This is a genomic window from Olsenella kribbiana (assembly GCF_036408795.1).
Taxonomy (GTDB): Bacteria; Actinomycetota; Coriobacteriia; order Coriobacteriales; family Atopobiaceae; genus Olsenella_L; species Olsenella_L kribbiana.
In genome coordinates this window covers 1-26,856 of sequence record NZ_JAZGJP010000007.1, presented here as the reverse complement: position 1 = coordinate 26,856, position 26,856 = coordinate 1, and the positions used below count along the sequence as shown (strand labels likewise).

28 protein-coding genes are annotated in these 26,856 nt (G+C 59.3%); 13 read left to right on the top strand and 15 right to left on the bottom strand.

Features of this window, described 5'->3' with window-relative positions:
- Positions 1-836 precede the first annotated feature (836 nt).
- Complete coding sequence (locus VXJ24_RS06135; protein ID WP_330972123.1) at positions 837-1,532, top strand: PrsW family intramembrane metalloprotease; 696 nt, start codon at positions 837-839, stop codon at positions 1,530-1,532.
- 266 nt (positions 1,533-1,798) lie between these two features.
- Here the strand turns inward: VXJ24_RS06135 and VXJ24_RS06130 are convergent, their stop codons facing one another.
- A complete protein-coding gene (locus tag VXJ24_RS06130) occupies positions 1,799-2,563 on the bottom strand; it encodes an SDR family NAD(P)-dependent oxidoreductase (protein ID WP_330972040.1) in 765 nt (254 codons plus the stop codon).
- A gap of 182 nt (positions 2,564-2,745) precedes the next feature.
- On the opposite strand from VXJ24_RS06130, the gene brnQ reads away from it, so the two are divergent.
- The 3 genes from brnQ to VXJ24_RS06115 all read left to right on the top strand — a co-directional run bounded on the left by brnQ (position 2,746) and on the right by VXJ24_RS06115 (position 4,986).
- A complete protein-coding gene (gene brnQ, locus VXJ24_RS06125) occupies positions 2,746-4,080 on the top strand; it encodes a branched-chain amino acid transport system II carrier protein (RefSeq protein ID WP_330972039.1) in 1,335 nt (444 codons plus the stop codon).
- Between the two features lie 55 nt (positions 4,081-4,135).
- Positions 4,136-4,330, top strand: coding sequence for a hypothetical protein (locus VXJ24_RS06120; protein WP_330972038.1), 195 nt, complete (start codon positions 4,136-4,138; stop codon positions 4,328-4,330).
- 287 nt (positions 4,331-4,617) lie between these two features.
- Positions 4,618-4,986 (top strand): PTS sugar transporter subunit IIA, encoded by a 369-nt coding sequence (locus VXJ24_RS06115; RefSeq protein WP_330972122.1) that lies wholly within the window; start codon positions 4,618-4,620, stop codon positions 4,984-4,986.
- Positions 4,987-5,103: 117 nt separating this feature from the next.
- Here the strand turns inward: VXJ24_RS06115 and VXJ24_RS06110 are convergent, their stop codons facing one another.
- Together VXJ24_RS06110 and arcC are read right to left on the bottom strand one after the other, a co-directional pair.
- Positions 5,104-6,429, bottom strand: a complete 1,326-nt coding sequence (locus tag VXJ24_RS06110) for an MFS transporter (RefSeq protein WP_330972037.1) — start codon at positions 6,427-6,429, stop codon at positions 5,104-5,106.
- A gap of 408 nt (positions 6,430-6,837) precedes the next feature.
- Positions 6,838-7,794: a carbamate kinase gene (arcC, locus tag VXJ24_RS06105; RefSeq protein WP_330972036.1), complete on the bottom strand. Its 957-nt coding sequence runs from the start codon at positions 7,792-7,794 to the stop codon at positions 6,838-6,840.
- Positions 7,795-7,998: 204 nt separating this feature from the next.
- Between arcC and VXJ24_RS06100 the strand changes: the two genes are divergently transcribed.
- The 3 genes from VXJ24_RS06100 (at position 7,999) to VXJ24_RS06090 (ending at position 9,319) form a co-directional block, all read left to right on the top strand.
- The gene (locus VXJ24_RS06100; RefSeq protein WP_330972035.1) at positions 7,999-8,835 is read left to right on the top strand and encodes an HAD family hydrolase; all 837 of its coding nucleotides are present in this window, start codon (positions 7,999-8,001) and stop codon (positions 8,833-8,835) included.
- Between the two features lie 128 nt (positions 8,836-8,963).
- Positions 8,964-9,137 (top strand): hypothetical protein, encoded by a 174-nt coding sequence (locus VXJ24_RS06095; protein WP_330972034.1) that lies wholly within the window; start codon positions 8,964-8,966, stop codon positions 9,135-9,137.
- A gap of 2 nt (positions 9,138-9,139) precedes the next feature.
- Complete coding sequence (locus VXJ24_RS06090; protein ID WP_330972033.1) at positions 9,140-9,319, top strand: hypothetical protein; 180 nt, start codon at positions 9,140-9,142, stop codon at positions 9,317-9,319.
- A gap of 113 nt (positions 9,320-9,432) precedes the next feature.
- Here the strand turns inward: VXJ24_RS06090 and VXJ24_RS06085 are convergent, their stop codons facing one another.
- From VXJ24_RS06085 to VXJ24_RS06050, 8 genes are all read right to left on the bottom strand, one after another.
- Positions 9,433-10,845 carry an APC family permease gene (locus VXJ24_RS06085; protein ID WP_330972032.1) on the bottom strand — a complete coding sequence of 471 codons (1,413 nt, stop codon included), beginning with the start codon at positions 10,843-10,845 and terminating at the stop codon, positions 9,433-9,435.
- 8 nt (positions 10,846-10,853) lie between these two features.
- Complete coding sequence (locus VXJ24_RS06080; RefSeq protein ID WP_330972031.1) at positions 10,854-11,201, bottom strand: P-II family nitrogen regulator; 348 nt, start codon at positions 11,199-11,201, stop codon at positions 10,854-10,856.
- 102 nt (positions 11,202-11,303) lie between these two features.
- Positions 11,304-12,203, bottom strand: a complete 900-nt coding sequence (locus VXJ24_RS06075) for a helix-turn-helix transcriptional regulator (protein ID WP_330972030.1) — start codon at positions 12,201-12,203, stop codon at positions 11,304-11,306.
- 151 nt (positions 12,204-12,354) lie between these two features.
- The gene (locus VXJ24_RS06070; protein WP_330972029.1) at positions 12,355-13,482 is read right to left on the bottom strand and encodes a tyramine oxidase subunit B; all 1,128 of its coding nucleotides are present in this window, start codon (positions 13,480-13,482) and stop codon (positions 12,355-12,357) included.
- Positions 13,483-13,541: 59 nt separating this feature from the next.
- Positions 13,542-14,708 carry an NAD(P)/FAD-dependent oxidoreductase gene (locus VXJ24_RS06065; protein ID WP_330972028.1) on the bottom strand — a complete coding sequence of 389 codons (1,167 nt, stop codon included), beginning with the start codon at positions 14,706-14,708 and terminating at the stop codon, positions 13,542-13,544.
- Positions 14,698-15,030: a (2Fe-2S)-binding protein gene (locus VXJ24_RS06060; protein ID WP_330972027.1), complete on the bottom strand. Its 333-nt coding sequence runs from the start codon at positions 15,028-15,030 to the stop codon at positions 14,698-14,700. The genes VXJ24_RS06065 and VXJ24_RS06060 overlap by 11 nt, the downstream gene beginning before the upstream one ends.
- 16 nt (positions 15,031-15,046) lie before the next feature.
- On the bottom strand, positions 15,047-16,642 hold the full coding sequence (locus tag VXJ24_RS06055; protein ID WP_330972026.1) for an FAD-dependent oxidoreductase: 1,596 nt from the start codon (positions 16,640-16,642) through the stop codon (positions 15,047-15,049).
- Complete coding sequence (locus tag VXJ24_RS06050) at positions 16,639-16,989, bottom strand: (2Fe-2S)-binding protein (protein ID WP_330972025.1); 351 nt, start codon at positions 16,987-16,989, stop codon at positions 16,639-16,641. The genes VXJ24_RS06055 and VXJ24_RS06050 overlap by 4 nt, the downstream gene beginning before the upstream one ends.
- Positions 16,990-17,391: 402 nt before the next feature.
- Between VXJ24_RS06050 and VXJ24_RS06045 the strand changes: the two genes are divergently transcribed.
- On the top strand, positions 17,392-18,387 hold the full coding sequence (locus VXJ24_RS06045) for a DMT family transporter (RefSeq protein WP_330972024.1): 996 nt from the start codon (positions 17,392-17,394) through the stop codon (positions 18,385-18,387).
- Here the strand turns inward: VXJ24_RS06045 and VXJ24_RS06040 are convergent.
- Complete coding sequence (locus tag VXJ24_RS06040; RefSeq protein WP_330972023.1) at positions 18,384-19,574, bottom strand: alpha/beta hydrolase; 1,191 nt, start codon at positions 19,572-19,574, stop codon at positions 18,384-18,386. The two genes, VXJ24_RS06045 and VXJ24_RS06040, sit on opposite strands and share 4 nt — an antisense overlap.
- A 187-nt stretch (positions 19,575-19,761) precedes the next feature.
- Between VXJ24_RS06040 and VXJ24_RS06035 the strand changes: the two genes are divergently transcribed.
- The 3 genes from VXJ24_RS06035 to VXJ24_RS06025 all read left to right on the top strand — a co-directional run bounded on the left by VXJ24_RS06035 (position 19,762) and on the right by VXJ24_RS06025 (position 21,811).
- Positions 19,762-20,727, top strand: a complete 966-nt coding sequence (locus VXJ24_RS06035) for a 3-hydroxyacyl-CoA dehydrogenase family protein (RefSeq protein ID WP_330972022.1) — start codon at positions 19,762-19,764, stop codon at positions 20,725-20,727.
- 306 nt (positions 20,728-21,033) lie between these two features.
- Positions 21,034-21,351 (top strand): hypothetical protein, encoded by a 318-nt coding sequence (locus tag VXJ24_RS06030; protein WP_330972021.1) that lies wholly within the window; start codon positions 21,034-21,036, stop codon positions 21,349-21,351.
- Positions 21,352-21,364: 13 nt separating this feature from the next.
- On the top strand, positions 21,365-21,811 hold the full coding sequence (locus tag VXJ24_RS06025) for a PIN domain-containing protein (RefSeq protein ID WP_330972020.1): 447 nt from the start codon (positions 21,365-21,367) through the stop codon (positions 21,809-21,811).
- Positions 21,812-21,940: 129 nt separating this feature from the next.
- Here VXJ24_RS06025 and hslO read toward each other — a convergent pair whose 3' ends face one another.
- Positions 21,941-22,852 carry an Hsp33 family molecular chaperone HslO gene (hslO, locus tag VXJ24_RS06020; RefSeq protein WP_330972019.1) on the bottom strand — a complete coding sequence of 304 codons (912 nt, stop codon included), beginning with the start codon at positions 22,850-22,852 and terminating at the stop codon, positions 21,941-21,943.
- A 239-nt stretch (positions 22,853-23,091) separates the two neighbouring features.
- Here hslO and VXJ24_RS06015 point away from each other — a divergent pair, with 239 nt between their 5' ends.
- Positions 23,092-24,387 carry an L-cysteine desulfidase family protein gene (locus VXJ24_RS06015; protein ID WP_330972018.1) on the top strand — a complete coding sequence of 432 codons (1,296 nt, stop codon included), beginning with the start codon at positions 23,092-23,094 and terminating at the stop codon, positions 24,385-24,387.
- Between the two features lie 104 nt (positions 24,388-24,491).
- Complete coding sequence (locus VXJ24_RS06010) at positions 24,492-24,818, top strand: hypothetical protein (protein WP_330972017.1); 327 nt, start codon at positions 24,492-24,494, stop codon at positions 24,816-24,818.
- Between the two features lie 562 nt (positions 24,819-25,380).
- Here the strand turns inward: VXJ24_RS06010 and VXJ24_RS06005 are convergent.
- Together VXJ24_RS06005 and VXJ24_RS06000 are read right to left on the bottom strand one after the other, a co-directional pair.
- Positions 25,381-26,304 (bottom strand): Abi family protein, encoded by a 924-nt coding sequence (locus tag VXJ24_RS06005; RefSeq protein ID WP_330972016.1) that lies wholly within the window; start codon positions 26,302-26,304, stop codon positions 25,381-25,383.
- 247 nt (positions 26,305-26,551) lie between these two features.
- On the bottom strand, positions 26,552-26,856 hold a 305-nt coding region (locus tag VXJ24_RS06000), incomplete at its 5' end, for an IS3 family transposase (RefSeq protein ID WP_330972015.1).

The following is a 26,856-nucleotide window of genomic DNA, read 5'->3' as shown; positions in this document are numbered from 1 at the left end:
TTTAAGAGCGATCCGCTATCATGCCGATTGGCAAGCTCTCAATTGTCGTTGCTTTGACATCTTGTCGCTGTCTACCACAAGACCTATTCGAAGCACCCACCTGCAGTACTTAGCCTTATGGTTGCAAGTATGATGGTTATGGCATTTGCCAGATAGGAATCAACCGCGCCGCTGGAGCGTTGCCATTATTAAAAAATGACGAATTTATACTCGTCGTAAATTCGACATTTTATGATTCCCTACGCTTGGCAACGCCTCAGATCAGAGGATTCTACAGAGCCATGCATTGCACTGCCCGACCTGTCTGGCATCTCTCTGTTCACTTCGGGCTGTACAATCCACTCTCCAGGCTCACCGGGATAATCCCCACCATCGCATGCTTCACCCAAGCGTTCTATCTTCTCATCAGAGGTAGCATGACCGCCCTTGATCTTGTACTCAGCCATCTCTCCTCCAATCAGGTCAAAGCTACAGATTCATACTCGCTATGGGTGTCACTGTGCGCCTAGCAAGCATCTCTTCCCCCCTCAGGCTCAACGTGCATCGTCTCAGACTTCCCGTTCGCAAGCGCATAGAGTCCTTCGTCCTGTCATTCCTTCTGGAAGCAGGCGCATGCCCTCATCACTCATCTCAATAGGATAGCCGCAAGCAGTGCCGTATTTATTTGCATCCTGTTCCCTGACCACGATCTCAGACCTCTTGAATCTCTGGCCTCTCCGCACTACATGGCTATTGGCAGGCATCATTCAAAGAAGGAGCGTTTCTCGACTCATATCGATATCGGTCCTATACTATTAGGTCCAACTATTGATATGAAAGACTGTGGGGTGGCAGATATGAGGATCCTTCTGATGATGGCAGTGCTTCCTGCTGCCTTCCTTATGGCATATGTCTGGCAGATGGATCCTGTCGACAAGGAGCCTCTGTCCCTTCTCGCAAAGCTCTTCCTCTTCGGCATACTCTCCACCCTTCCCGCCATCTTGATCGAGACAGCAGGATCTGATGCCCTGCTTGGAGGTGGCATGCCCCAGGACTTCCATTCCCTCCTTCTCATGAACTTCGGTATCGTCGCCGTGACAGAGGAATGCTCGAAATATGTGTTCCTGCGTCTTGCCTCCTGGCATGACCGGAACTTCGACTATGTCTTTGACGGAATCGTCTATGCCGTCTTCTGCGGCCTTGGCTTCGCTGTGGCAGAGAATATCAGCTACGTCTTCTCGTTCGGACCAGGTGCCGCTGTCGTCCGTGCCTTCACTGCCATTCCTGGCCACTGCGTCTTCGCTGTCTTAATGGGCTCGTTCTATGGCAGGACGAAGCTTGCACAGGTACAGCAGCGGCATATCCCTCGCCTCTGGAATGGCCTTCTCTCCCTGGCAGTGCCCATCTTCTGCCACGGTGTCTATGACACGCTTGCAGGCATCGAGGGAGCAGACGCTGTCTTCTTTGTGTTCCTCCTTGCGCTTGTGCTCATTGCCTCTGCCACGACGAAGCATGTGTCGCGGCGTGCCGAGCGCATATCGATCTGGTACTGACAGATATCCAGGCCTTTTCGTCTGGCCATCCGCCATCCCTGCAGCTTGTTTTGAGCCCCTTTCCGTTCTTCTCAATGGTTCACGGGCTGCGCAAAGAGGGGCTGCCCAGACAGAGAGCGGACGGCACAAGGCATCTTTCAGCATTGCCCTGGACATCCGCAACAAGCAGGCGCCCGCAGATTTCGCCCGTACGCCCAGCACCATGACAAAAGCAGCCCCTGGAGCCAGCATAGCTCCAGAGGCTGCTTCTTTCCTGCCGAGACCGCCTACACGATGGTCCATCCGCCATCCACAAGCACAAGCTGGCCTGTCACATAGCTCGACGCATCGGATGCCAGATAGAGCATCGTGCCATTGAGCTCGCCTGGGTTTCCACGCCTTCCCATCGGGCAGCCATTCTTTATGCCATCCTCATACGCCTGGTTCGTGACCTTGTCCGCCATCTCGGATGCAAAATAGCCCGGTCCCAGCACATTGACCGTGATGTTGTGCTGTGCCCACTCGGCGGCAAGCGCCTTGCTCATCATCAGCACGGCGCCTTTCGAGGCGGAATAGGCGCTTCGGGGCACGCCGTTCATCGTCACGACGCAGTGGAACGAGCCGATGTTCACAATCTTGCCGTAATTCTGGCGCAGCATGATCTTGCCGACCTCGCGGCAGCAGTAGAAGACGCCATTCACATTGGTATCGATCGTCTTTTCCCATGATCCGTCATCTGCCTCGACAGCAGGCGTCGAGAATCCCGTGCCGGCATTGTTGATCAGGATATCGATGCGGCCGAAGGCATCTTCTGCCGCCTTAGCCATCTTCCTGACGCTGTCCTGGTCCGACACATCGCATGGGACGGCCAGGCACCTTGCGCCCAAGGCTTCGATCTCCTTCTTGACCTCTTCGAGACGGTCCACCCTGCGGGCACAGATGCAGACATTGGCACCCTGCTCGGCAAGGCAGAGCGCAAACTGCCTCCCCAGACCCGATGAAGCCCCTGTCACGATCGCATTCTTTCCTTCAACCGAGAAATAGTTCTTCATGGCTCACCGCTCCTTCCGGCTTTCGCCACACAAAATGTTAGTCTGTTCTCACAATCATGAGGGGAAGATTCTGTCCGGCTGCAGAAGCAGAGCTCCATCCGGCCAAGACAGTGCACCCCGTGACCCCTTCCATGCTAGTCTGGAAGGTCTGGGCATCGCATCCAGCCGAAAGGAGCAGCGCTATGGATGAGGACAGCACGCCTGCCAGGCATTCGCTTGGCTTTCGAGGCACCTTCGAGGTGGGCATGGCGCTCTTCTCGATGTTCTTCGGAGCAGGCAACCTGATCATCGCACCGCTTCTGGGCGTCCAGTCAGGGCCTCATGCCCTAGCTGCAACGCTGGGATACCTCGTATCGGGCGTCGGCCTGCCGATAGCTGCCATCATCGCCCTTGCCCATGCCGGCACGGCCGAAAACCTCCTCTCCCGCATCGGGCGCAGGTTCTCCCGTCTCTTCACGATCCTTGTCTATCTCGCTATCGGCCCTGCTCTCGCCATTCCCCGGACCGCCTCCACGTCCTTCGAGATGGCAAAGCCGCTGCTCGAAGGCGGCGGAAGCGCTGCTGTCCGGTTCGCATTCTCTGCCATCTTCTTTGCCTTCGCCCTGGCGCTTGCGCTTCGGCCGGCCCGGATTGTCCGTCTCATGGGCAAGGTCACAGGACCGCTCCTCATCGGGCTTCTGGTGCTGATGGTGCTCGCCCAGATCCTGGCTCCGGCGGCAAGCCCGCTCGAGGCAGCCGAAGGAGCCTACCGCGAAGCGCCTGCTGTGGCTGGCTTCATCGAGGGATACCAGACACTCGATCTCCTTGCCTCCTTTGCCTTCGGTGTCGTTGTAACAGGCAGCATCCGCTCCCGCGGCATCGCGGACCATAAGGACCAGGCTGCCCAGGTCGCACGCTCCGGCATCGTGGCCGGCCTTCTTATGGCTGCAGTCTACGGTGCGCTCAGCTATCTCGGGACCCGCATGGGCACGGCCCTGCCCGATGCAGCAAACGGCGCCGAAGTGCTCTCCGCTTCGGCAGATGTCCATTTCGGCCATGCCGGCACACTGCTTGTTGCAGCCATCTTCCTGATTGCCTGCTTCAATGTCTGCACAGGCCTCATCTCTTCCATCGCGGAGTACTTCAGCACGACGTTTCCGAAGCTTTCCTTTCGGGCGTGGGCCATCCTCATTGCAGCCATATCCTGTCTTCTCTCGAATGCCGGACTCACCGCTATCCTTGCCTTCTCGGTTCCGCTCCTCATGGCGCTCTACCCGATGGGCATCTGCGCTGTCGCAATGGGCCTTGTGCCGCACTCGGGTTCCCACCAGCTTCTCTGGCGCGGCGCAATGGCTGCCATCGGCATCCAGAGTGCGGCCTCGGCCATCCGCGATGCGATCTGTCCCGGCCTTTTCCTTCCGACAGACATGCTCCCGGCATCCTCGCTCGGCCTCGGCTGGATCGTGCCCGGCATCGCTGGCGCTGCCGCAGGAGAGCTGGCTGCAGCCATACGGCGCCACATCTTCCCGGCTGGCTAGACTCTTTCCCAGACGGGTATCAGCCTTTCAGGAAAAGCGTTGCAGGGAGGCATCCATGGCCGACGAGTTCTTCGAAGACGACGATCCCTATTTTCTGGTCTCAGACCGGCTCGATGCCGGCGAGGCACCCGGAAAGGTCCATGCGTGGGCCGCAAAGCAGCGCAGGAAGGCAAAGGACGAGGTGCTCCGCAGCCAGTGGGATGAAGCGCTGCGCTATATCGAGGAAGAGCATCCCGAGCTGACGCGCTAGCGCCTATCGTGTTCCACCACGCTGTGGCCGCTGCCTGAAAGCGCATGCCCCAGGATGCATGGACAGCTCACAGACGCCCTGCTGCCCGGATACAGAAAGGCTTCCCCCTCCCAAAGACAGGGAGGAGAGCCTCCATGCCCGTTCTGCTGCAGACGATTACGGGCTCAACGACATCACGATCCGCCTCATAGCCATGGCAGACCGCATGCTCACGGCAAGAACATGCCCAAGGACGAGGCGCTTGCCCGCACCCGGAAGGCACCCGACTATCTTGCGGCCCGCCTCATCTGCTCGGCAGCAGGGCCTCTTTCGGGCATCGAAATCCCGGATGCTATGTCCAGGAAGTGCTCGACCGCGAGAAGTTCTCCCCGACCTCCTTCGGCAACGGCGTTGCCATCCCCCATTCCATGAGCGCTTCGACAGCACGGTCGTTCCTCTCTGTCGTTGTCAACGACAAGCCGATGGCATGGGGGACGCAGAAGGTCAGCCTCATCATGCTCATGGGCCTCTCAGAAGCAGACCGCAAGGGATTCCGCATTCTCTTCGACAGCCTGCTCGAGGTTCTCTCCGATCCTGCAAAGGTCACGCAGCTGACCCGCTCGGATATCTACGACGAGTTTGCCAGGAAGCTGAATGACATGATCATGGGTGCATAGCAGCCCAGACAGGACCGGTACCCGGTGCCTGCACAGGCAGGACGCATCCTGCCTCCCGAAACAGAAAAAGGCCGCTTCCCATCGGGAAAGCGGCCCTGGCTGCATCTTTCAGGAATGCTATGCCTCGAACTCCATGTCCTTGGATTCCTTGATCATGAGGAGCGCGACAAAGGCAACGACGGACATGGCAACAAGGTACCAGCCCACACCCTGGATGCCGAAGGCAGCGACAAGTGCCGTAGCGATCGTCGGGGCGAAGGCGCCGCCCAGGATCGAGGCGAGGTTGTAGGCAAGGCCAGATCCCGAATAGCGCACGTTTGCCGGGAAGAGCTCAGGCAGATAGGCGCCGCAGGGACCGAACAGGCCGCCCATGAGGGCAAAGCCGACAGCGAGGAAGACATAGACGGCAAGGGAGTTCTGCGTCGTCAGAAGCTGCGGCGCGAAGAAGCTGAAGACGACCGTCAGGAAGGTGGCGAGCAGAAGCACCGGACGGCGTCCGCGCTTGTCTGCCTCGACGCAGCCGACGACGATGAAGACAGCGAAGAAGACGATAGCGGCAAGCTCGAGCTTGAGGAAGTCGGTCTGCGCAAAGCCAAGGGTCTTGACGCCGTAGGAAAGTGACCAGGTGCCGAGCAGATAGAAGAGCGTGTAGGTGATGCCCATGGCACAGGTGCCAAGAACGACCTGCTTCCAGTACTTGCGGAGCTCCTTGAGCGGGCTCTTGACGACACGGTCCTCCTTCACGGCCTTCTGGAAGACCGGCGTCTCGCTCATGCGGTTCCTGACAACGAGGCCCACGACGACAAGCACGGCAGAGAGCAGGAACGGGATGCGCCAGCCCCAGGCAACCATCTGGTCGTTCGTGAGGTTCGACTCGAGCACGAGGTTCACGCCGTAGGCGAAGAAGAAGCCAAGCGGAGCGCCGAGATTCGGGAAGGATCCCCAGAGGGCGCGCTTGTTGGCAGGAGCGTTCTCCGTTGCCACAAGCGCTGCTCCTGACCACTCGCCGGCAAGGCCCAGGCCCTGGCAGGCACGGCAGACGCAGAGCAGGACGACAGCCAAAGGACCGAGAACGTCGTATCCCGGCAGCACGCCGACGACAAACGTCGCCGTTCCCATCATCATGAGCGCCATGACCAGGGTCTTCTTGCGGCCGAGGCGGTCGCCGAAGTGGCCGAAGAGAAGCGAGCCGAAGGGGCGTGCCAGGAAGGAGACTGCGAAGGTCACGAACGACAGGAGCGTCGCCAGGAACGGATTGGACTTCGCGACATCCGTGAAGAAGACGAGGCCGAAATAGCTTGCAGCAGCGATCGAGTAGCAGTAGTTGTCATAGAACTCGATGGCGGTACCGATCATGGAGGCTGCCATCACTTCGAGGACGGAGTCGCGGTGCGGCTCTTCTGTATCTGCGGCCGGATTCACGGCCATTGCGTCTGATGCCATCTTTTTTCCTTTCGATAGATATAGCAGGAGGCCCGGAACTGCAGATATGCAGCCCCGGGCCTCCTCAACCGTGGCTGCCTGCAAGGGTGCAGGCAGCCAATGCATGGCAGCCTGCACCTAGATAATCACGATGTTGGTAATCAGGCTTGCCATGGTGAAAGATCCTTTCGGGTGTGCGTGCGCCCTGTGCGCTCGCGTTGAGTGAGACTATGACGGTCAGGAGAGGAAAACTTGGCCAGATTGAGCCCTGCGTAATATGCTTGAAACACTATTCGGCAGAACGCATCGTTTTGTCGGCAATCGGTATGCAGATGAACTGGGAAAACGTTACTTTCTGCATGAAATGCGCTTTCTATTTAGCAAATACAGGTATATGGAGAAGCTGTTGTCTGCATTCATGCAGCGCAATCAGGCATGGACTGTCGTGCCGGAGAGCCCGTCGATCACATCCGGGGCCTTCGCAAGCGAGCCTATGACGCAGGTACGGCCCGGGCGGCTCCGCACGAACTTGATGGCAGCACGCACTTTGGGCTCCATCGAACCCTTCCCGAACTCTCCTGCATCGGCGAGGCGCTCTGCCTCATCCGCCGCGATGTCCTCTATCTCCTTCTGCTCCGGCGTGCCGAAGCCGGTGCAGGCATGCTCGACCGCCGTAAGCAGGATGAGCCGCTCGGCGTAGCAGTCCTCCGCCAGAAGCTCTGCGCCCATATCCTTGTCGATCACCGCAGCAACGCCCTTGTAGGCGCCCTTGTCCGAGTAGTCGCGTATGACGGGGATGCCGCCGCCTCCGCAGGCGATAGGGATGAATTCATTGTCGAGGAGGTTCAGGATGCTTGGCGCCTCGACGATCTTCTTCGGCTCGGGGCTGGCGACGACCCTTCTCCAGCCTCTCCCGGAGTCCTCCATGAAGGACATGTCGGGATGCTTTGCTTTGAGCGCATCTGCCTGCTCCTTCGTGAGGAAGGGTCCGATCGGCTTGGTCGGATGCGCGAAAGCAGGATCGTCCGGATCCACCTCCATCTGTGTCACGACGGTCGCGACATGCCAGCGCTTGTACGCCTTGTGCATAGCGACACCAAGGGCCTGCTGGAGGTGGTAGCCGATATATCCCTGGCTCATGGCACAGCACTCAGGCAGCCCCATGGCAGGAGCCATGCCCGCCTCGGAGGCATAGCTGAACGTGTCCTGGATCATGCCAATCTGGGGACCATTGCCGTGGGTGATGATGATCTCGTTGCCGTGGGAGATCATCTCGACAAGAGACGGCGTGATGGCGCGCAGGCGCGCCATCTGCTCTTCCGGCGTATCTCCGAGGGCATTGCCGCCCAGAGCGATGACCACACGCTGATCGGTATTGATACGCATGAAGAGCCTCCCTGCCGAGCCTGCCAGGACATGTGCCAGATTAGCGCAGGCAGAGCCGGCATCTCCCAGACCTGGAAAACCGTCACCCCCTAGCAACGTCTTGGCCATTGAGCAGAAAAAGTTGCTCGGGCCTGCCATCTGCTGCCATCCAATCCGCGTAGCATAGAGGACGGAAGACAGCAATGCGCCAGAAGGGATACCCGCATGTACAGGCTTGTGGCAAGCGATATGGACGAGACGTTCCTCGATTCCGGCCATGAGGTGCCGGAAACGAATATCGAGGCAATACGCGAGCTCAGGAAGCTTGGCTGCCTCTTCGTCCCGGCATCGGGCAGAGCCTATGGCTCTGTCATGGAATCCCTCCATGCGATTCCCCCCGAGCTCCTCGAAGGCTCCTATCTCATCAGCTACAACGGCGGATGCCTGAACCGCATAGGAGACGCAGAACCTCTCTCCTACCACACGCTTCCCCATCAGAAGGCAGAAGCGCTCTATGTGTACGGCATCAAGCTCGGCTGCGTGAGCATGCACGTCTATGAGGTATCGGGCAAGGTCTGGGGCTGGAATCTCCAGCCTGAGGAAGTGGACTATCTTGCAGGCCACATGGATATCGAGCCGACAGATGCCGCCTCGCTCGACTTCCTCGAGGATGTGCCCATTGCAAAGATGCTCTACTGCATCCCTGACGGGACTGAGGAACTGCAGAGAATCGAGCGCGAGATGCCCGTAGAGCTCAAGCAGGGCACCTCGACGACCTTCAGCTCGGGGCGCTATCTCGAGTTCAATCCCGAAGGCGTCGACAAGGGCCAGGGTCTTCGCAATCTCGCCAATCTCCTCCATATCGATCTTGCCGAGACGATAGCCGTGGGCGATGCCGCAAACGATGCAAGCATGGTGGATGCCGCAGGCGTAGGCGTCTGCGTCGCAAATGCACGTGACGGCCTCGACAGGGTTGCAGACTATAGGGCTGCATCGACAAACGATGACGGGGTCATCAAAGAGATCCTGGAAAAGATTGTCCGCCCCGCAAACGAGGCATAGGCCATCTCTGACAGCCCGCCTCTCCCCTCCTGCAACCTTGCCTTACTGCATCCTTACGCGCTGCAGATGCCCTGCATAAGCAGGTCAGCTATCTTGAAGGCAGGACAGTTCTCAGATGATGGGGGCTTATGCACAAGACGTTCGTCATTCCCTGCAGTCCCCATGCTGGCAGGATGGCAGAAGCGATCGAGCAGAGGGCGAACAATCTCGAGCAGGATGGCTACGACGTGGTCTCTTTTACTGCCACTGCCTCTGCCAAGGCCATCATCCTGGCCAGGAAACGCGATTCCGGGGAGGCATGACCATGGAGAGCATCTCGAAAGCACTTGCAGTCATCGGCACCATCGGCGTTGCCTGCGGCATCATGGGCTGCATCGGCCTTTTTGCAGGCGGCCCCTTCGGCGATTTCATGCAGGGAGCCACACCTGGCATCATGATCGGGCTTTCCGCCCTTCTCCTTATCATCCGCCCCAAGGCTGACTAGGCATCTCAAAACGAAGCCTCAGGCCTTGCAAGCAAGATCGAGGCATCCCCCATGAACGAAGCCCCTCCCCGGCAATGACCGGAAAGGGGCTTCAAACTTTCTTGGTTCTTCCCCTATCTCCAGATGCCGCGCCTGTGGCGGATCGTGTAGTAGAGGTCGTTTTCCATCGCAAGGACCTCGGGGATGGGGACAGGCCTGCATGGTGCCATATGCATCTTCTTCTTGATCCAGATCCAGGAGTAGATGCCGAGCACAAGGAAGCAGGCAGCCGAGAGCAGCCAGATCGCAAGGGCCTCGTCCGGGTCGGACGAGATGTTTGCGATCATGAATATCGTGCCCAGGATGCCAATGATGGGGATGAGAGGGCCGCCCGGGACCTTGAAGGCACGCGGCGCCTTCGGGAAGCGCTTTCTCAGGACCAGCACGTCGATATCCGCAAAGATGTAGGACACGAGCCAGAGCACCGTCACGACGAGAATCAAAAACGAGATCGCATCGGACGAGTCGCCCGAGAAGAAGGCAATGACGCAGATGGAAATCGTGACGAAGAGAATGGCCACAGCCGGTGCCCCATGCTTGTTCTTCTTTGCGAAGAAGTGCGGCATCATGTTCACCTTTGTCATTCCGTCCGTGATCTGGGAAAGCCCGTTCACGGTCGAGTTCTGCGACCCTGTGAAGGCAAGCGCCGAGACGACGCACATCCAGATCTTCCCGAAGCTGCCCAGAAGGTCCTCGCCGTAGAGCAGATGCGGCGTGGCAGACTCGGAAAGGCCTGCCCAGGGCACGTAGTTCGAAAAGCCGACAACGACGATGGAATCCATAACGAAGATGAGGCAGAGCGAAAGCGCCATGCCAAGCGGGATGTTGCGCTTTGCATTGCGCACGTCCTTCGAGATGGGAATTGCATACTCGGCGCCGACGAAGAGCCAGGATGCCGTGCCGACAGCAGCGATGACCGAAGCGGGGTCGGTTGCGACAGCAGCCTCCTGCTGGACGACCTGGCCTGTGCCGAGCCTGAAGGCGCCGATGAGGCCGATCACGATCATCGAGATCAGAAGCAGGTAGGACACAAAGTCCTGGAGCTTTGCGAAGACATCGACACCCATGAGGGCACAGATCGCGATGACAGCAGAGACGAGCGTCGGCCAGAGCGCAGCCGGAATCGGAATCGGCAGGGTCGCTGCCATGACGGAACCGAAGATGGCAGCCTCGACGCCGCCACAGAGGATGTTGCAGACAAGATAGCCGCCGACCATCGTGACGAGCGTCGGAAGCGGCCCCAGGCCTGCCAGCGTGTACTGGACGAGGCCTCCTGTCGCATTCGGCATGAGGCTGTTGAGCTCTGCCATGCAGGCAGCCGAGCACAGGTTCAGGACGAGCGCGATTGCCATTGCGGGGATGAACATGAGGCCCGCCTCACCGGCGCCCTGTCCAAGCGATACGAGGCAGCTCATCGAGACGATGAGGCCCATCGAGACAGAGACGACATTCCTGAGCCCGAGCGGCTTGTCCGTGTCGTTAGCCATGTTCCCTCCTAGATAGCGTCAATACCCTCATCGCCGGTACGGACGCGCACGACCTGTGCAAGGTCGCTCACGAAGATCTTGCCGTCGCCGATGTGGCCCGTATAGAGCTCCTTCTCGATCAGGTCGACAAGCTCGGGCACGCGCTTCGTCTCGACGACGACAGAGATCATGGTCTTCGGCAGAAGCTCCATCTCGTAGTTCTCGTCGACCTCGTATTCCTTCGTGCCCTTCTCGACGCCGCAGCCAAGTACCTGCATCACGGTCATGCCGCGCACATGGGCCTTGCTGAGCGTGCGGCGCAGCCCGTCGAACTTCTCCATGCCGGTGATGATGTCGATCTTCGATACGTCAGACATTGAAGCCTCCTTCAGGCGCAGAAGCGCCCTCGTCTGGGACACGCCGTGCCCTGCTTTTAGGTTGGTTGATTGGATTTCCTGGGGTTGCCAGGCTGGAAGAGTCTAGGCTGCCGGAGAGACGGTCAGGCGGAACTGCCCTGGCGTCATGCCGGCGAACTCGTTGAACTCATGCACGAGATGCGACTGGTCCGCATAGCCGCAGGCAAGGGCGATCTCGGGAGCGTTCTGGATATCCTTCTCGCCGGAGATGAGCTCCATTGCACGCTGGAAGCGCACGAAGCGCGCATAGAGCTTCGGAGAGAAGCCGTGCACCTCGGCGAACGCCTTCCTGAGATAGTGCGGAGAGACGCCTGCAGCTGCTGCAACAGAGGAGATCGGAGCAGATCCGCTCGTGCGCAGGATCTCGTGGCGGGCGAAGCGCTCGAGCTCGCGCACCTTGGAGGTGCCAGGCTTTGCTGCAGGAATGCTTTCGTCCTGTTCCCAGGTCACGATGGCAGAGGCAAGCACCTGCATGCGCGCCTTCTGGTCCGGGGCCTCGAAGAGAAGGTCTGCGAGCCTGCCCTCCGAAGCATCCTTGTCGAGCACGATATCGGCGTCGACGAGGTCTTCAGGAGAGAGCCCCTTCGGAAGCGGTGCCTCACCTGAACGGAAGCGGCAGCCCACCCAGGAACGCCCTTCCGCGAAGGCCCAGGTACGGGCAGAAGAGACCGTGCCGCCAATCACAGCAACGATATCGGAAGAACCGATGCCGAAGGAAAGGTCGACGCAGCCATCCGGAACGGCCCACGAATGCGCCGCCTCAGATCCGGTAGAGAAGGCATAGACGAGCGAGGCGCTGCTGCCGGCAAGCTTCTGTTCGTGGTAGTCGAGAACACCGAGCGGAAGATAGGGCTGATGCGTCCTCTCGAGTGCTGGACCATCTTCCTGCGTGCCTTCGGTCTCCTGCTTTGCGGCACCGGTCCCACTGGACACGCCGCATACACGCCTTGCACTTCCGGCCATTGCTGCCTCCCACAACGTGTCGGAAAGCAGCGTCTCCCTGTTGGCGCGGCTTTCCCATTGCCTCAAAGGTACAAGCCGCGCTTTGCAGGGATTTGCGGGGGCGGTTACAGGCCTGTTGCCCGACCGTTTCGATTGCCGCCCCCGCAAACCATCAGAACATCTCCGGCTTGTCCCAGAGATTGAGCTTGACGCCGATGCCGAGCTCCTTGGCCTTGCGGTAGACATCGCCGCCCCAGGCGATGTCCTCGACCGGCATGCCGCCGACAGAGTAGACAATCGTCTGGTCCTCGCTCACACGGCCCGGCACCTTGCCAGTGATAACGTCGGCAATGTTCACGATCGAGGAGCGCTCGATCTTGCCCTCATGCGCAAGGTCGGTGAAGGCGCAGCCGATAATGCCCATCTTCGGATACGTGGGATACGGATACTCCTCTTCCCAGGCATCGTAGAGGCCCATGTTGTCGACGACGAGGCGGCTCTTGAGAAGGAACTCCTCGTCGAAGAGGGCAGCCGAGGGCATGGACACGAGCGCGCCCGGTTTGATCCAGGAGCCATCGACCTTCGGGAAGGTGGAGATGTCGTCTGCCACGGTCGTCGTGAACGAGACGATGTCGGCGTCCTTCACGGCCTCCTCGATCGTATCGGCGACCTCGATCGTCTTGATGCTCGGAAGCTCTTCCTTCACGAAGGAGACGAAGGAGTCAAGCGAGCGCTTGCCGCGGCCCTTGATGCGGATCGTGTCGAGCGTGGGGCAGGCTGCCACGAAGGCAGCAGCAGAGGTCTTGCCCATGACGCCAGGGCCGACGACAGCGGCGATTCTGGCATCCTTCGGTGCAAGATAGCGGGCGCCGACACCGGGGATGCCGCCCGTACGGTAGGCGGAGAGGAGGTTTGCGGACATGAGGGCAAGAGGGGCGCCGGTATCCTTGTCGTTCAGCATCATCATCAGGATGGAGCGCGGCAGGCCCTTGGCCTTGTTCTCCATGTTGGAGCCGTACCACTTCATGCCCGCCATCTGCCAGCGGCCGCCGAGGTAGGCAGGCATTGCCATGAACCTTCTATCCTCGCCGTTTCTCGGCATGCCCGGGAACTTCGGGTCGTCCGGGAACATGATCATCGTGCCGTGCGAGTTATGGTTCTCGCCGCCCATCACGTAGTCGCCCTTGGCAAGCGTGACGAGGAGCTCCTCCATGCAGTCGACGCAGGCAGGCATGTTCTTCACGCCCGCCTTGATCATGTCAGGCTCGCTGAGGTACAGGAAATCGATGCGGGTATCCATGGAATGGTCCTTTCTGTCAGGCGGCAGCACCGCACGTGAAAGCTGGAAATACCTGCCGTCTAGGCACGGGCATGGAAGCGGTCGTAGCGGAAGGCCGAGATGTCGAGCGTCGTCTTCTCATCGCGTGCGACCTCGGAGAGAAGCGTGCCGACAATCGGGGAGATGCCGAAGCCGTGTCCTGTGAAGGCGCAGCCGACAACAAGACCCGGCACTTCGTCAATGGCACCGAGCACGGGCACGCCGTCGATGCAGACGTCCTCGTAGCCGCCCCAGGTGCGCACGATCTTTGCATCGGCGAGCTTCGGGATGTAGCGCAGGATGCCGCGGCAGATGGCAGGAGCCGTGATGGACGAGGTGGCATCGTGGCCGTTGTCCTTGTTCACATCCTCGAAGCCGGAGTCGCCACCGAAGACGAACGAGCCGTGCTTCGTCTGGTGTCCGTAGAAGTCGGCGTCAGCTGTGCCGAGCATCTGTGGGAACATCTTCGGCTCCATCTCGGTCACAAGCGCCTCGATGAGGACATTCGACATCGGCACATCGATGCCGACGGTGCCGAGGATCTTGCGGGAGGCATAGCCTGCGCAGACGATCACGCGGTCGGCCTCGAACGTGGCTTCGGGGCAGACGACCTTGCGGACAGCGCCGTGCACCTTCCTGAGCTCCGTGACCGGCATGCCGGAATAGAAGCGGACACCGAGGCGGCGCGCTGCCATGTAGTAGGCATAGGTGGCCTTCAGGGGGTTTGCATGGCCATCCGTCGGGCACCAGGAGGCGCCTATGACCTCGTCGGAGAGGTATGGGTTGATGGCCCGGACCTCGTCTCCCGAGATCATGCGCATGTCGAGGCCCTGGGCCACGGCCTTGTCGCGCAGGCCCTCGAGAATCTTGATGTGGCGGTCGGTCTTGCCGAGACGGAGGTTTCCGCCCTGGCAGTACTCGACATCGGCACCGAGCTCCTCGGAAAGGGTCGGCCAGAGATGCTTCACGGCATACATCGCAAGCGGAAGCTCGCGCGGGTCGCGGCCGGACTGGCGGACACCGCCGCCATTCCTCGTCGATCCGCCATTGCCGATGATGTCAGACGCCTCGAGCACGATGACGGAGGTGCCCTTCTTTGCCAGATAGTAGGCCGTTGCGCAGCCGATGATGCCAGCGCCGACGACGATCACGTCAGCCGTGCGCTCGGGGATGTCGGCCGTCGTTCCCTTTGCCATCTCACTCGCCATCCCTTCCACCTTCCTTCGCGAATACGCTCATCTCAATCGGACGCATGGGAGCACGCGAGCTTGCAGGCTCGAGCTCGTCAGGCGAGACAGCGAGCTCCCGGGCAACGATGCCCTTCACGAGACGTGCGCAGGTCTGTCCCTGGCAGAGGCCCATGCCGCAGCGCAGATACCTTCTGATCTCTGCGATCGTGAAGAGGCCCTCATGCACGGCCTTCCTGATCTCGCCCTGCGTGACCTCCTCGCAGCGGCAGACAATCATGTCATCTCCTGGCTTCGGCTCGAAGGGGCCGAGGTCCCTTGTGCGGTCGTTGATATCCTTCATCTGGAACACTCCCCCTCTAGGCTTCTGCAACAGCGTCTGCTGCCTTGAAGAACCGTGCCTTCATTGCCATGTCACGAGGCACCTTGATCGTGACGATCGCGGTATGGTCGAAGGCCTTCGTGCGCTTGACGCCGACAACCTCCGCTTCGCAGACCGGCTCGCCGGAACGGCCGAGTGCCGTGCCCTTCTGCCCCTTCTCGGGCAGCGGCAGGAACTCGTAGGGGAACGTGACCTCGGCATATCCCGGCTCCGTCTTCTCGTTCACGAGGAAGATGGCCTGGCCCGGGCAGGAAGCGACGCAGAGTCCGCATCCGATGCAGGTAGCATCCGGCTCAAGCTGGGGAAGCGCCGTGATGTGATCGCCGACCTTGATGCAGTGCTTCGGGCAGACGTCCTGGCAGGGGTTGCACGGGATGTTCTGCGTGCACTCGATGACAGGATGGATGCCGACACGGTGCGTGACGCCCGGGAAGCGCTCGATCTCGTCGTCTTCCACATAGCCGTGGAGCAGGAGGTTCTGGGAGACCGGGATGCCCTCTTCGGTCTGCTCAATCTTCTTGCCGCGGTTCTTCGGGGCGAACATGCCCTGACGGAGACCATCGAGCGCCTTCTCGTTTGCACCGACGCCCTCCTTCATCTCGTCCTCGGAGATGTAGCCAAGGTAGGAGGCGGCAGCAAGTCCAGCGATTCTGCCTTCGATCATGGCAGAGGATGCTTCCTCGATGCCCGAGACATCGCCTGCGGCGAAGATGCCGGGGATGGACGTCTCGCCGAGGTCGTCCACGACCGGAACCTGGCCGCCGCGCTTCCTGTCATCCACGACATTGCAGCCATCCATCTTGAAGAGCTGCGACATCGGGGAGAGGCCGACAGCGACGCAGATCGTATCGACGTCGAAATGCTTCTCGGTGCCAGGGATGAACTGGAAGTGCGAGTCGACCTCGGCAATCGTGACGCCGGTCACGTGGTCCGTGCCCTCGGCACGCTTGATCGTGTGGGAGAGATAGAACGGGACGCCCGTGCGGGCGACCTTTGCGGCATGCACGCCATAGCCGCCGACATGGGGAGCTGCATCGACGAGCGCCACGACGTCGCAGCCTGCCTGCTTGAGCTGGTAGCTGACGACGAGGCCAACATTGCCGGTGCCAAGCATGAGAACACGCTCGCCTGGCTTCACGCCGTGCAGGTTCATCATCGTCTGGGCAGCGCCGGCGCCGATGACACCAGGAAGCGTCCAGCCCTCGAACGTGACCATGTTCTCGGCTGCGCCCGTGGCGACGACGATTGCATCGCCCTTGTAGTGGTTCACTTCGGAGCCCTGGCGGACGACGATCTCCTTGTCCTGGTAGAGGCCGATAACGGTAGAGTCAAGCTCGACTTCGACGCCAAGCTTTGCCGCCTCATCGAGGAGCTCCTGGCCGATCACGAAGCCACGGACCTTGGCGCGGTGCTCCTTCGAGCCGAAGAACTTGTGGATCTGCTTGAAGAGCTGGCCGCCCGGACGAGCATTCTCGTCGAAGACGACGACGGAGACGCCGTGCTTTGCCGCCTCGATGGCAGCGGACATGCCGGCGGGGCCGGCACCGACAACGATCAGATCGTAGCGCTTCATGCCGCACCGCCTTCCTTTCCGTCTGTCTCATCGAAGGGGACATCCGTGACACCGTACTGGGTCTCGACCTTCATGCCTTCCACCAGAGGCGTCATGCAGGTCCTCACGTTGGGAACGCCATCGACGACCATCACGCAGTCCGTGCAGCGGCCGATAGCGCAGAAGATGCCGCGGGGCTGGTGCTTCTTGGCCGTATAGCGGTGCACCATCACGCCCGCTGCCTTGAGAGCCATAGCAACCGGCTCCCCTTCATAGCCCTGGAGCGTCTTCCCGTCATAGGTGAAGCTCACGAGCTTTCCCTTCTCGGGCACGCCGAGTATCGGATGTTCAGCAATGCGCGTTCCCATGGTCCCCTCCCTGATCTTGTATGCAGAAGGCTTCCTGCCTTCTGCATTGCACTTGCTCTTTTCGCCTCTCTGAGGCCCTCCCTGGAGGCCTCCTCAAGGCTTGAGACTGTAATACGGCAGGTCAGAAGGCGGGTATTGTAAAAAAGGGACCTCTCAGCATCTTGAAACAGTGGTTTTGCGAGCGCGCAATCTTCGGAAACAAGCAGGAAATCCCGCCGGGAAAAGCCTGCAACAAGCGGTTCCTGCATGCCGGAAGGCATCCCGCAGAAGACAGGAGCCAGCCATCACCTGCTATCTGCGCACTCTCTGGGTCTTGCCAGGCAAGCCCCGATATCTGCCACCCATCAGCTACACTTTCCATTCGGCAGATGGCACGATTTTCCAGAAAGCAGCAGATACACGATGGCAGAGACATCCCAGAAGGCGGCCGTGAGCCCCAAGACGCAGAAGATATTCGGTTCCTGGGCAGGCATGCTTGCAGCCTGCCTCATTGCCTGCTTCCTCTGGGGATCGGCCTTTCCCTGCGTGAAGATAGGCTATGCCCTCTTCGGCATCGCCGCCTCCGATACCGCCTCGATCATCATGTTTGCAGGCGTGCGCTTCACGCTCGCAGGGCTCCTCGTTGTGGCCGCCCTCTCGATTGCAAGACGCAAGCTGTTCCTGCCCGAGAAGCGCGACCTCAAGGTCATTGGCATCCTGTCGCTCTTCCAGACGATCCTCCAGTACCTCTTCTTCTATGTGGGCCTTGCGCATGCAACAGGCGTCACGAGCTCCATCATCGAGGCCACAAACACATTCTTCTCTGTCCTTCTGGCAGCGCTTGTCTTCAGAAACGAGCGCCTCACGACGAGAAAGGTTCTGGGCTGCATCGTCGGCTTTGCCGGCGTCGCCCTGGTCGACCTCGCCGGACAGACCGGTGCCGGCTTCACATTCACGCTCGCAGGCGAAGGCCTCGTCCTTGCCTCGACGATCGCTGCCGCCACCTCGAGCAACCTTGCAAAGCGCTTCTCTGAGGAGCACGATCCAGTGCTCCTGAGTGCCTGGCAGTTCGTCTTCGGCGGCCTCGTGATGCTCATTGTCGGCGCGGCGGCAGGCGGACACGTCGCACCTGCCCCTGCATCGGATCCTGTCGCCTCGAACCTTCTGCTCCTCTATCTGGCCTTCATCTCTGCTGCCGCCTACTCGCTCTGGTCTGTCGCCCTTGCCTGCAACCCGCTCTCGCGTGTCGCCGTCTTCGGCTTCATGAACCCGGTCTTCGGCGTCATCCTCTCGGCGCTCCTGCTGAACGAAGGCAGCGTACTCGACCCTGCGACAGCCATCATCTCGCTTGTCCTCGTGAGTGCCGGCATCATCATCGTGAATCGTCCTGCAGAAGAGCCGAAGCCAGCAAAGGCCTAAAAGGCAGGAAACAGGCTATCCTGCGGCGCATCGAGCTGCCTCATCCCGTCATAGAGGTATTCCTGGGCGCTCGTCTGCGAATGCTCGTAGCCATCCACCACGAGATAGACGAGGTTCGCGGCAAGCGTGCCATCTGCATCCGCAAAGCCATCATCGCTCGTGCTGAAGGCATCGGTGCGCTCCTTCAGGCGGTCGACCATCACGCTCATGTTCTCGTACGTGATATCGGCTGTGCCATCTGCTGCAAAGACGAGATAGTCCTCCTTCGGCATCCCCGATGCCACAGCAGCATCAGCCACGGAGTCTGCCTGCGCGATGCACTCATCGTCGGCCGATTCGTACCTCATGTTGCCGCAGAGCGGCAGGTAGTACTTGAACCAGGGCAGGTAGTGGATGAGCACATACCACGTCTCGTAGGCTCCCATGGAGAAGCCGCCGAAGTAGCGGCGCTCGCGCGATGCCGCAAAGCCTGCATCGTCTGCCGTTGCGGCAAACGTGCGGTAGTGCGTCTCGACTGCCGGCATGAGATCTCGGCCAAGCTCATAGATGTAGGACGTGAACTCTGATGCCCAATGGTCATTCCCCTCAGGGATGGAAGGCGTCACGACGATGGTCGGCCGCACGAGCCCGTCTGCCATCAGATGGTCCAGGATCCTCTTTGCATCCGAACCAGACGTATGGGGCTCGCCAAGCCACGAGCTCTCATCCCCGCCTGCTCCATGCTGGAGATAGAGGATATCGAAGGGCTTATTGCCGCTTGCACTGTAGCCATAGGGCAGATAGACATTGCAGGTCTTCGTGAACGTCTTGCCATCCCCCGCCCCGTCATCCCCGTAGGTCTGAGTCTCATACTCGAAGGCCTCGATGGTTCCTGGATGGTCGCAGTCCTCGAAATAGCTCTCCGGCACCGGCTGGATATCGGCATGCACCGCCTTCGTCATCAGACCGGCATCTTCGATGCTGCGCTCGGCAAAGCCATGCGCATCGAAAGCAGAATCATCGCCGCTCTCTGTGCCCACGCCTGCATCCGCTGCTGCATCTTCCTCGACTGAGACTCCGGAATCGGAAGATGTACCACCCGAGGCTGAGCAGGCAGAGATGAGGGCCGTGCCTGCCAAGAGGCCTGAAGCCTCGACAAAGCCTCTCCTCGAAATCGTCCATCCTGCGTTCCTTGTGCCAGTCTTCATCTCGGAGCCTCCTGTCTCTGAGCTGATTCTAGGCCGAAAGCAGAGATGCCGCCTGTTGCATGCTTTGCCGCACTGCCGCGCATTCCCGAATCTTTCCGCTCCTGAAGCCATACAGCAATCCCTGCTTCTGCTGACTGGCCCGGACCTATACTTCAGGCAGCAGCAAACGGCAGAAGAAAGGGGCTTCATGAAGGCAGAAGACATCAAATGTGCCGCATCGGTCTGTGCAGGCGTCATCGGCTACAGCTATGCGCTCAAGTTCGCAATGGGAGGGCTCGAGGTCTGGGCGCAGAACAGGGCCGAAGAGTCGAGTGCCCGTGCGAAGGGCCGCGTCGAGGAGAGCCTCTCCTCGCTCGTGAAGAACGGCGTCTACACCGAGGATGAGGCAAAGGAGGTTGCGGGGCGCATCCACTACACGACATCCATCGCAGAAGCCGTGAAGGAGGCCCAGTTCATCCAGGAGAGCTCGGCTGAGCACTACGACGTCAAGTGGCAGATCGTGGACGAGATCGAGGCCGCGGCTGCCCCTGATGCCATCATCGCAAGCTCCACCTCAGGCCTGCTTGTGACAGAGATTGCCAAGAATGCAAAGCACCCCGAGCGCTTCTGCGGCGGACACCCCTACAATCCGCCCCATCTCATCCCGCTCGTCGAGATCACCCGCGGTGAGAAGACAACGGAAGAGACCGTAGAATGCGCCAAGGCCTTCTACCAGAAGCTCGGCATGGAGCCCGTCGTGCTCAAGAAGGAAGCGCTCGGCTTCATCTGCAACCGTCTCCAGATGGCCCTCTACCGCGAGGTCGCGAACCTTGTCATGTCCGGTGTCTGCACCGTCGAGGATGCAGACAAGGCCGTCACATTCGGCCCAGGCATCCGTTGGGGCATCATGGGACCGTCGCTAGTCTTCGAGCTCGGAGGAGGAGCAGGCGGCGTCTCTGGCCTCATGAACCACCTGCATGACTCGACGACGCTCTGGCTCCAGGACATGGCAGACTGGAAGGAGTTCCCTGCCGAGTGGGCAGACATCGCGCAGAAGGGTGTCGACGAGGAGCTGGCACATCGTCCTGCAGAGGTCGGCAACACCCCTGAGACCCTGGCAGAATGGCGCGACAAGATGCTCATCGAGGAGCTGAAGCTGCACCACAAGCTGTAGAGACAATCGTTTCCATGCAATGAAAGAGTGCCGATCCGCGGACTGCAGGGCGGCACTCGGCTTTTCTGGGTGCAGCAGATCTATCCAAGCATCTCTTCGAGCTCTTCAGGTGCGAAGACATAGTTTGCGCCGCAGAAGTGGCAGTGGACATCGGCAGACCCGGCCTTCGCGATCAAGTCGCACGGTACGGTACATGCTCCTAAAACCAGAAACCTAGGACAGGCACGCAGCCCTTCAATCCTGTCGGTCCGGCATCTTATAATTCAAAACAACTCGCTTCATTCGCCAGCAAGGAGGGAAGACAGCATGGACGTGAAAGAAGCCGTCAAGATCGCTGCCGCCTATGTAGCCAATTTGGAAGGCATGGCAGCAGACGAACAGGGAGAAACAGACCAGGACAAGGTTCTCCGGGACATTCGGTTTGCTATCGAAGGCACCCGCTACGACGACGAGCACAAGCTCTGGGATATCACTGTTGGATTTGCTCGCAAGTGGGACCAGGCAAGCGCTTCTCCTCTGGCAGGCCTTTCCGCAGCCCTGCAGCCTCCCCGAGACAACCGCACGTTCAAGACAGTTTGCATCGACGACGTATCCGGAAAAGTCGTTTCATATGGTGATAAATAGACCAAGAAGAGTCGTGCTCGATGCGAATATGCTTGTGCTGCTTGCCTACGGCACAATCGATCGCAATGCGCTTGGCAGAAAGCGCAGGGTACGTGCCTACATGCCGGAAGACATCGATATAGTGCATTCGGTTATTGCACGGTTCAGCCAGATGGTCGTGACGCCGAATGTGGTCACCGAATGTTCCGATCTTATGCCTGACAAAGGCGATAAAGCCGAGAAGACATGGCTCAGATTGTTTCTCCAGGCAAGTCCTGAAGTGAGCATCGAAGAATATGTTCCAAGCAGGACCATTGCAGATCGAGATGAATATCTTTGGCTCGGGATTGCGGACTGCTCGCTACTCTCGCTCATAGATAGCGATACTGTATTGTTCACTGCGGATGGCAGGCTGCATGATGTCGCAGCACGCATCAATCCGCTCTGTATCAACTTCAATCACCTGAGAAACTTTGCATAAACGTCGCCGGCGCATGCTATAGAAGCATGACAGAGCGCTCCGCGGTCCAGCGCCCGACGAAATACAGCTTAGCGTTTCGCAAGAGAGCACTTCGCCGGGTCGCATCTGTTCTATCTAAGGCAGGCAGCTCTATCCGAGCATCTCTTCGAGCTCTTCAGGAGCGAAGATGTAGTTCGCGCCGCAGAAGTGGCAGTGGACATCGGCAGGCTCGCCCTTCGCAATCATGTCACGCATCTCATGCTCCCCCAAAGCCATCACGCACCGGGCTGCGCTCGAGCGGTCGCAGCCGCAGTGGAACTCGGCAGGCATGACAGAAAGCTCCTGGAAGTCCATGCCACGCAGCAGATGGTCAAGCATGTCAGTGGGGCTCATGCCGCTCTCGAGCATGTCCGTGACCGACTTCACGCCACGCATATTGCTCTCGAGGTCCTCAAGCACATAGTCGTAGCAGCCCGGCATTGCCTGGATAAGGAAGCCGCCCGCCTGGCGCACGGAGAAGTCCGTATCCACAAGGACACCGACGCCGAGCGTGGTGGGAATCTGTTCGCTCACGGCGAAGTAGTATGTGAGATCGTCTCCGATCTCCCCCGTCACGAGGCCGACTGTGCTCGAGTAGGGGTCCATCCCCGGTATGTCATGCACGACGGAAAGCGTGCCGGGCGCAAGCGAACGTCCGACATCGAGATGGCCGTCTTCCCTCAGCGGGAGCCAGACATTCGGATGGTTCGCGAATCCCTTGACCTGCCCCCTGTTGTTCGCGGTGACCGTAAGGCCGCCGACCGGGCCATCGCCGCGCACGCTCAGCGTCACGAGCTCGTCGTCCACCTTCGACATTGCGCCGATCATCTGTGCTGCCATCATGAGGCGTCCGAGCGCTGCCGTCACGACGTTGCTCGTATGGTGATGGTCGCTTGCTGCCTGCACGGTCTCGCGTCCGGTGATAGCGAAGGCACGGAGCTGCCCGTCTGCTGCCGTGCCGCGGACGATATGGTCATGGGCGCGGATCTTTGCATCCGCAAAATCGATGATGGTATCTGCCATGGAACTCTCCTCTGCCTGCGTGCCATAAGGCACCTCTTCATTGGCTTGTGTGATACCCCAAAACATCATCCCTGTCATGCAAGAATTGCGACCTCACAGGCCGCACATCACATGTTCACGGCAGCCATGCCTGGAAGCTCTGTGCGGAAATGGAAAAAGAGACTCGGTAGAATGATGGAGCCTGAAACCACGAGACAGCAGAGACTGGCAGGCCAGCCACAGAGAGGAAGAATCTGCTCATGATGGACACAGATGAGGCTCTCTCATTCCTGCACGAGACGGTCGCCCCTTCTCTTGGCTGCACCGAGCCTGCCTGTGCCGCACTTGCTGCTGCAGCGGCAGCAGCCACGCTCGAAGGCGCGCCAGAACATATCTCCCTCACCGTCAACCCCGGCCTCTACAAGAACGGCATGTCTGTCGCGATTCCTGGCTTCGATGCTGTCGGCATGCCCTATGCCGCAGCCCTGGGCGCCCTCATCGGCACAACCGAGCATGGCCTTCAGATCTTCTCTGGCATCACGTCCGAAATCGTGAAGGCAGCCCATGCGCTCGTGGAATCAGGCAAGGTAGAAGTAAAGGTCGACACAGATAAGAGCAGCATCTATGCTCGCTGCACGATAGCATCCGGCGAAGAGACAGCAGAAGCCCTGATCGAAGGAGCACACACGAATATCGTCGAGGTCACACGCGACGGGAAGACCTGCTTCGAGAAGGATGCAGAAGCGAAGAGCGAAAAGCCAAACCTCACAGCTTCGCTTGAAGACATGACCATAGCCGAGATAAGCGGGCTCGCAGACCGCATGGACCCGGCAGACATCGACTGGCTCGTCGATGCTGCAGAAATCAACAGTCAAGTGGCCGCCTACGCCGAGGAGCATCCAAGCCCTGTCGGCATCGCCTCCGCCCTCTCCAAGACCACATTTGTCGGAGAGGCAGACGAGATGATGCGTGCCGTCGGCTCTGCCATCGAGTCGAGGCTCGATGGCGCACCCTGCACGGTCTCGAGCAGTGCCGGTGCCGGCAGCAAGGGCCTTGCCCTCACGCTTCCGCTCACCATTGCCGCAGAGCATGCAGGATCCGACCGCACCAGCCTGGCACGCTCCCTTGCCTTCGGACATCTGCTCAACAGCTATATCAATGCGAGAATAGGCAAGCTTTCGGCTGTCTGCACCTGTGCAGCCGCTGCCTCCACTGCAGCTTCCGCTGCGCTCGTGAAGCTCTGGGGCGGCAGTACCGATGAGATGGGCTTTGCCATCCGCAACATGACGGGCACCATCGCCGGCATGATCTGCGACGGCGGAAAATGCGGCTGCGCAATGAAACTGGCAATGGCAACGAATGCGGCCTATCTATCTGCGAAGATGGCATGCGCAGGCTCGGCACTTCGTGCAAGCGATGGCATATGCGACATCACACCAGAGCAGAGCATCGAGAACATGGCCCGCATCGCCCACAACGGCATGAAAGATGTCGACCGTGAGATCCTCGAAATCATGCTTGCCAAGAAGGAGCAGCGGGACTGCAGAGAGCGCTGATTGCAGGAGCATCATCCAAAGCAGGAGTCTGCTCTTACCGTACGCTGCGCTGACCTGGTCCCCATAAGCTGAACATGGACCCATCCTCAAAATGCAGGAGCGCCATGGATATCGAATACAAGGTCGAGTTCAGCTACGAAGAATTCCGAGGGATGCTTACGAAGATCGGCAGCTTCTCTATTCGCAAGATGCGGATAGCCAGGCTCGTGTGCATCGCGCTCTGGGCCGTCATCTGCCTTTCCATTCTCCTCAATGCATTTAGCCACAGCATGCTCGATCTCGCGCAGCTCTTCTATATCGTGTTGGCTCTCTCTAGAAGAGATTGCCATGCCGGAGGAGATCCTGAAAAAGCATCCCGCCCTTCCCCAGAAGATATCGGAGGCCATACGGCAGCAAACAATGCAGCTCGCCAATGCATTGGAGACGCATGACAAGGCCTGGGCAGATGATCTGACAAGCTGGCTTGAAGCTGTCTGAGAACGGTGGGCATATGCAGGCCCTGCCTGGCCAATCATCCTCTTCAATCAAGTCCGCTGTCATTAGGATGCAGCATCTTCTCCTGCAACAATTGGGGGCAAGCCTATGAGCTGCCCCAAGTGGCAATACGTTGCAGCCGAAATGTTTGAGGTCACAGTCTATGGAGGTGCATTGCCATTGTTAAGCACCAGGCGGTCTTAGATGACTCTGCACGGAGCATCTAACTGCTCTGATAAATAGCTTCGGTATGCCGCTAGCACGTTGGAGGATACTCTTGTCTGCTATCCCAATCGCCGCAAGCGCGTCCAGCTTCCAGCTCAACTCCTGTTCGCGTGTTCGCTCCTGCGCATAGCCGGATAGCTCACCCGAGGGGTTGTCTCCTCCCTTCCCCTCAGCAGATGCTACACGAAACATCCCCATATCCATATGCGCCACTCATCCGCCGGAAGAGCACTGAGCGGGTCTGGATACCATCGGTTTCGCTTCCTTGATAAATCAAGTTTTCTTCACGCTGATTTAAAGAATCATTGTCTCAAAATCATGCTCGGTCAGGCGCATGCCTCGCAGAAGCGATTCTTCGAGGCCGGCATCAGCTGCACCCACTTCACGCAGAAGCGCCAGCACCTCACAAGCATAAGATGAAAGGCGCTCGGCAGGAACCACGGTACTCATAGCGCGCAGCAGTTCTCCAAAGCCCTTATCGATGTTCTTACCAGCTCGGGCACAATACAACCTCTCCCCGTGAGCACAGACGTTTCTGAACTCAGGTAGGGTGTGGTAGGCATATTCGAGTGCCCGCTGCTTGACCACCGGACGTCCCAGGGCACGTGCCAGCGCCACGCAGGTGCGAGTCTTCACAGACTGCTCTTGGAAGTCGAAGAAAGCCGACATTATCCCGAACGTGAGACACTTAGAAGCCACCCACAAAGGAACGACGTGATAGTTTTTATCGTAGTGGGCAATGTAGGCTTTGTGAGGTCGGTTGTCACGTACCCCCTGCAGAGTCGAAAGAAGTCGAATGAGCCCTTTGGTGTACCGCCATTCTGGTCTGTAATCGGACTTGGAGCAGTAGCATGCAGGATCCAGGTAGTCATCTGGCCCGCCATGTACCGAGCAGAAGGCGTAAACGGTTGCTGTGCGCATGGCAGCTTCGGCCTCGAGAAGTATTGCCATGGTGACGTCGCGCAGCTCCTTGTCGAAGATGAACACACGGCTCAAGGCGTCGAAGGTAGATCCATCACGATAACGGTCCTCACCAGCAAGGTTGGAGGCTTCAAGGTCAAGAAAGGCATCCTTGTAGCCATTCACGACAGCATAGTAGTTTTCGCGCAGGAGGAAGGCAGCTGCGCGATTCTGATCGCTGATGCCAAGCCCACGTGACCGCAAGATTTCGACCTGCTCGTCGATAGTCTTGAAAGGCTTGGGATTTTCGCGCGACATACTACACCACCTCCCTATATACAGAGAAACCGCCAAGTGCCTCCGGCACCTGACGGCTCTCCTGCCCACAGCTCGAATCGAACGTGTGAGCGTCTCAATGGCTAAATAATAAAGCATCCCCAGATGTAGGTCAACGCTATCGCAGCCTCCAAAGAGAGTCGCAGCTGAAGCGCAGCAAGCGAGACATTACATGAGCGTTTGCCTTGTCCGAACGGGACTGCGGTGGTGATCCTGGACCGAATCCATCCTACGCTGCCAGCAGGCCCAAGTCCCTGCGGTACTGCATGGGGCTCCTGTAATCCAGATCGCCCTTTGTCCTGACATCCCTATGCCATCTGAGGTAGGCGTCGAGCATGTCCATGAACTCCTCGATCGTGACCCCGGCCCAGTCGCAGCCGTGGAAGAACTCTATCTTCAATCTTCCGAAGAAGCCCTCTAATGCGCTGGATGCGATTATGTGCCGAGTGGGTGCCGGACGGCAGGCGGAGGGGCATATCGGCAATCCGCTGAGCACATAACGCTGTAACGTCTTCCCTGTCGGGACTGCATCCT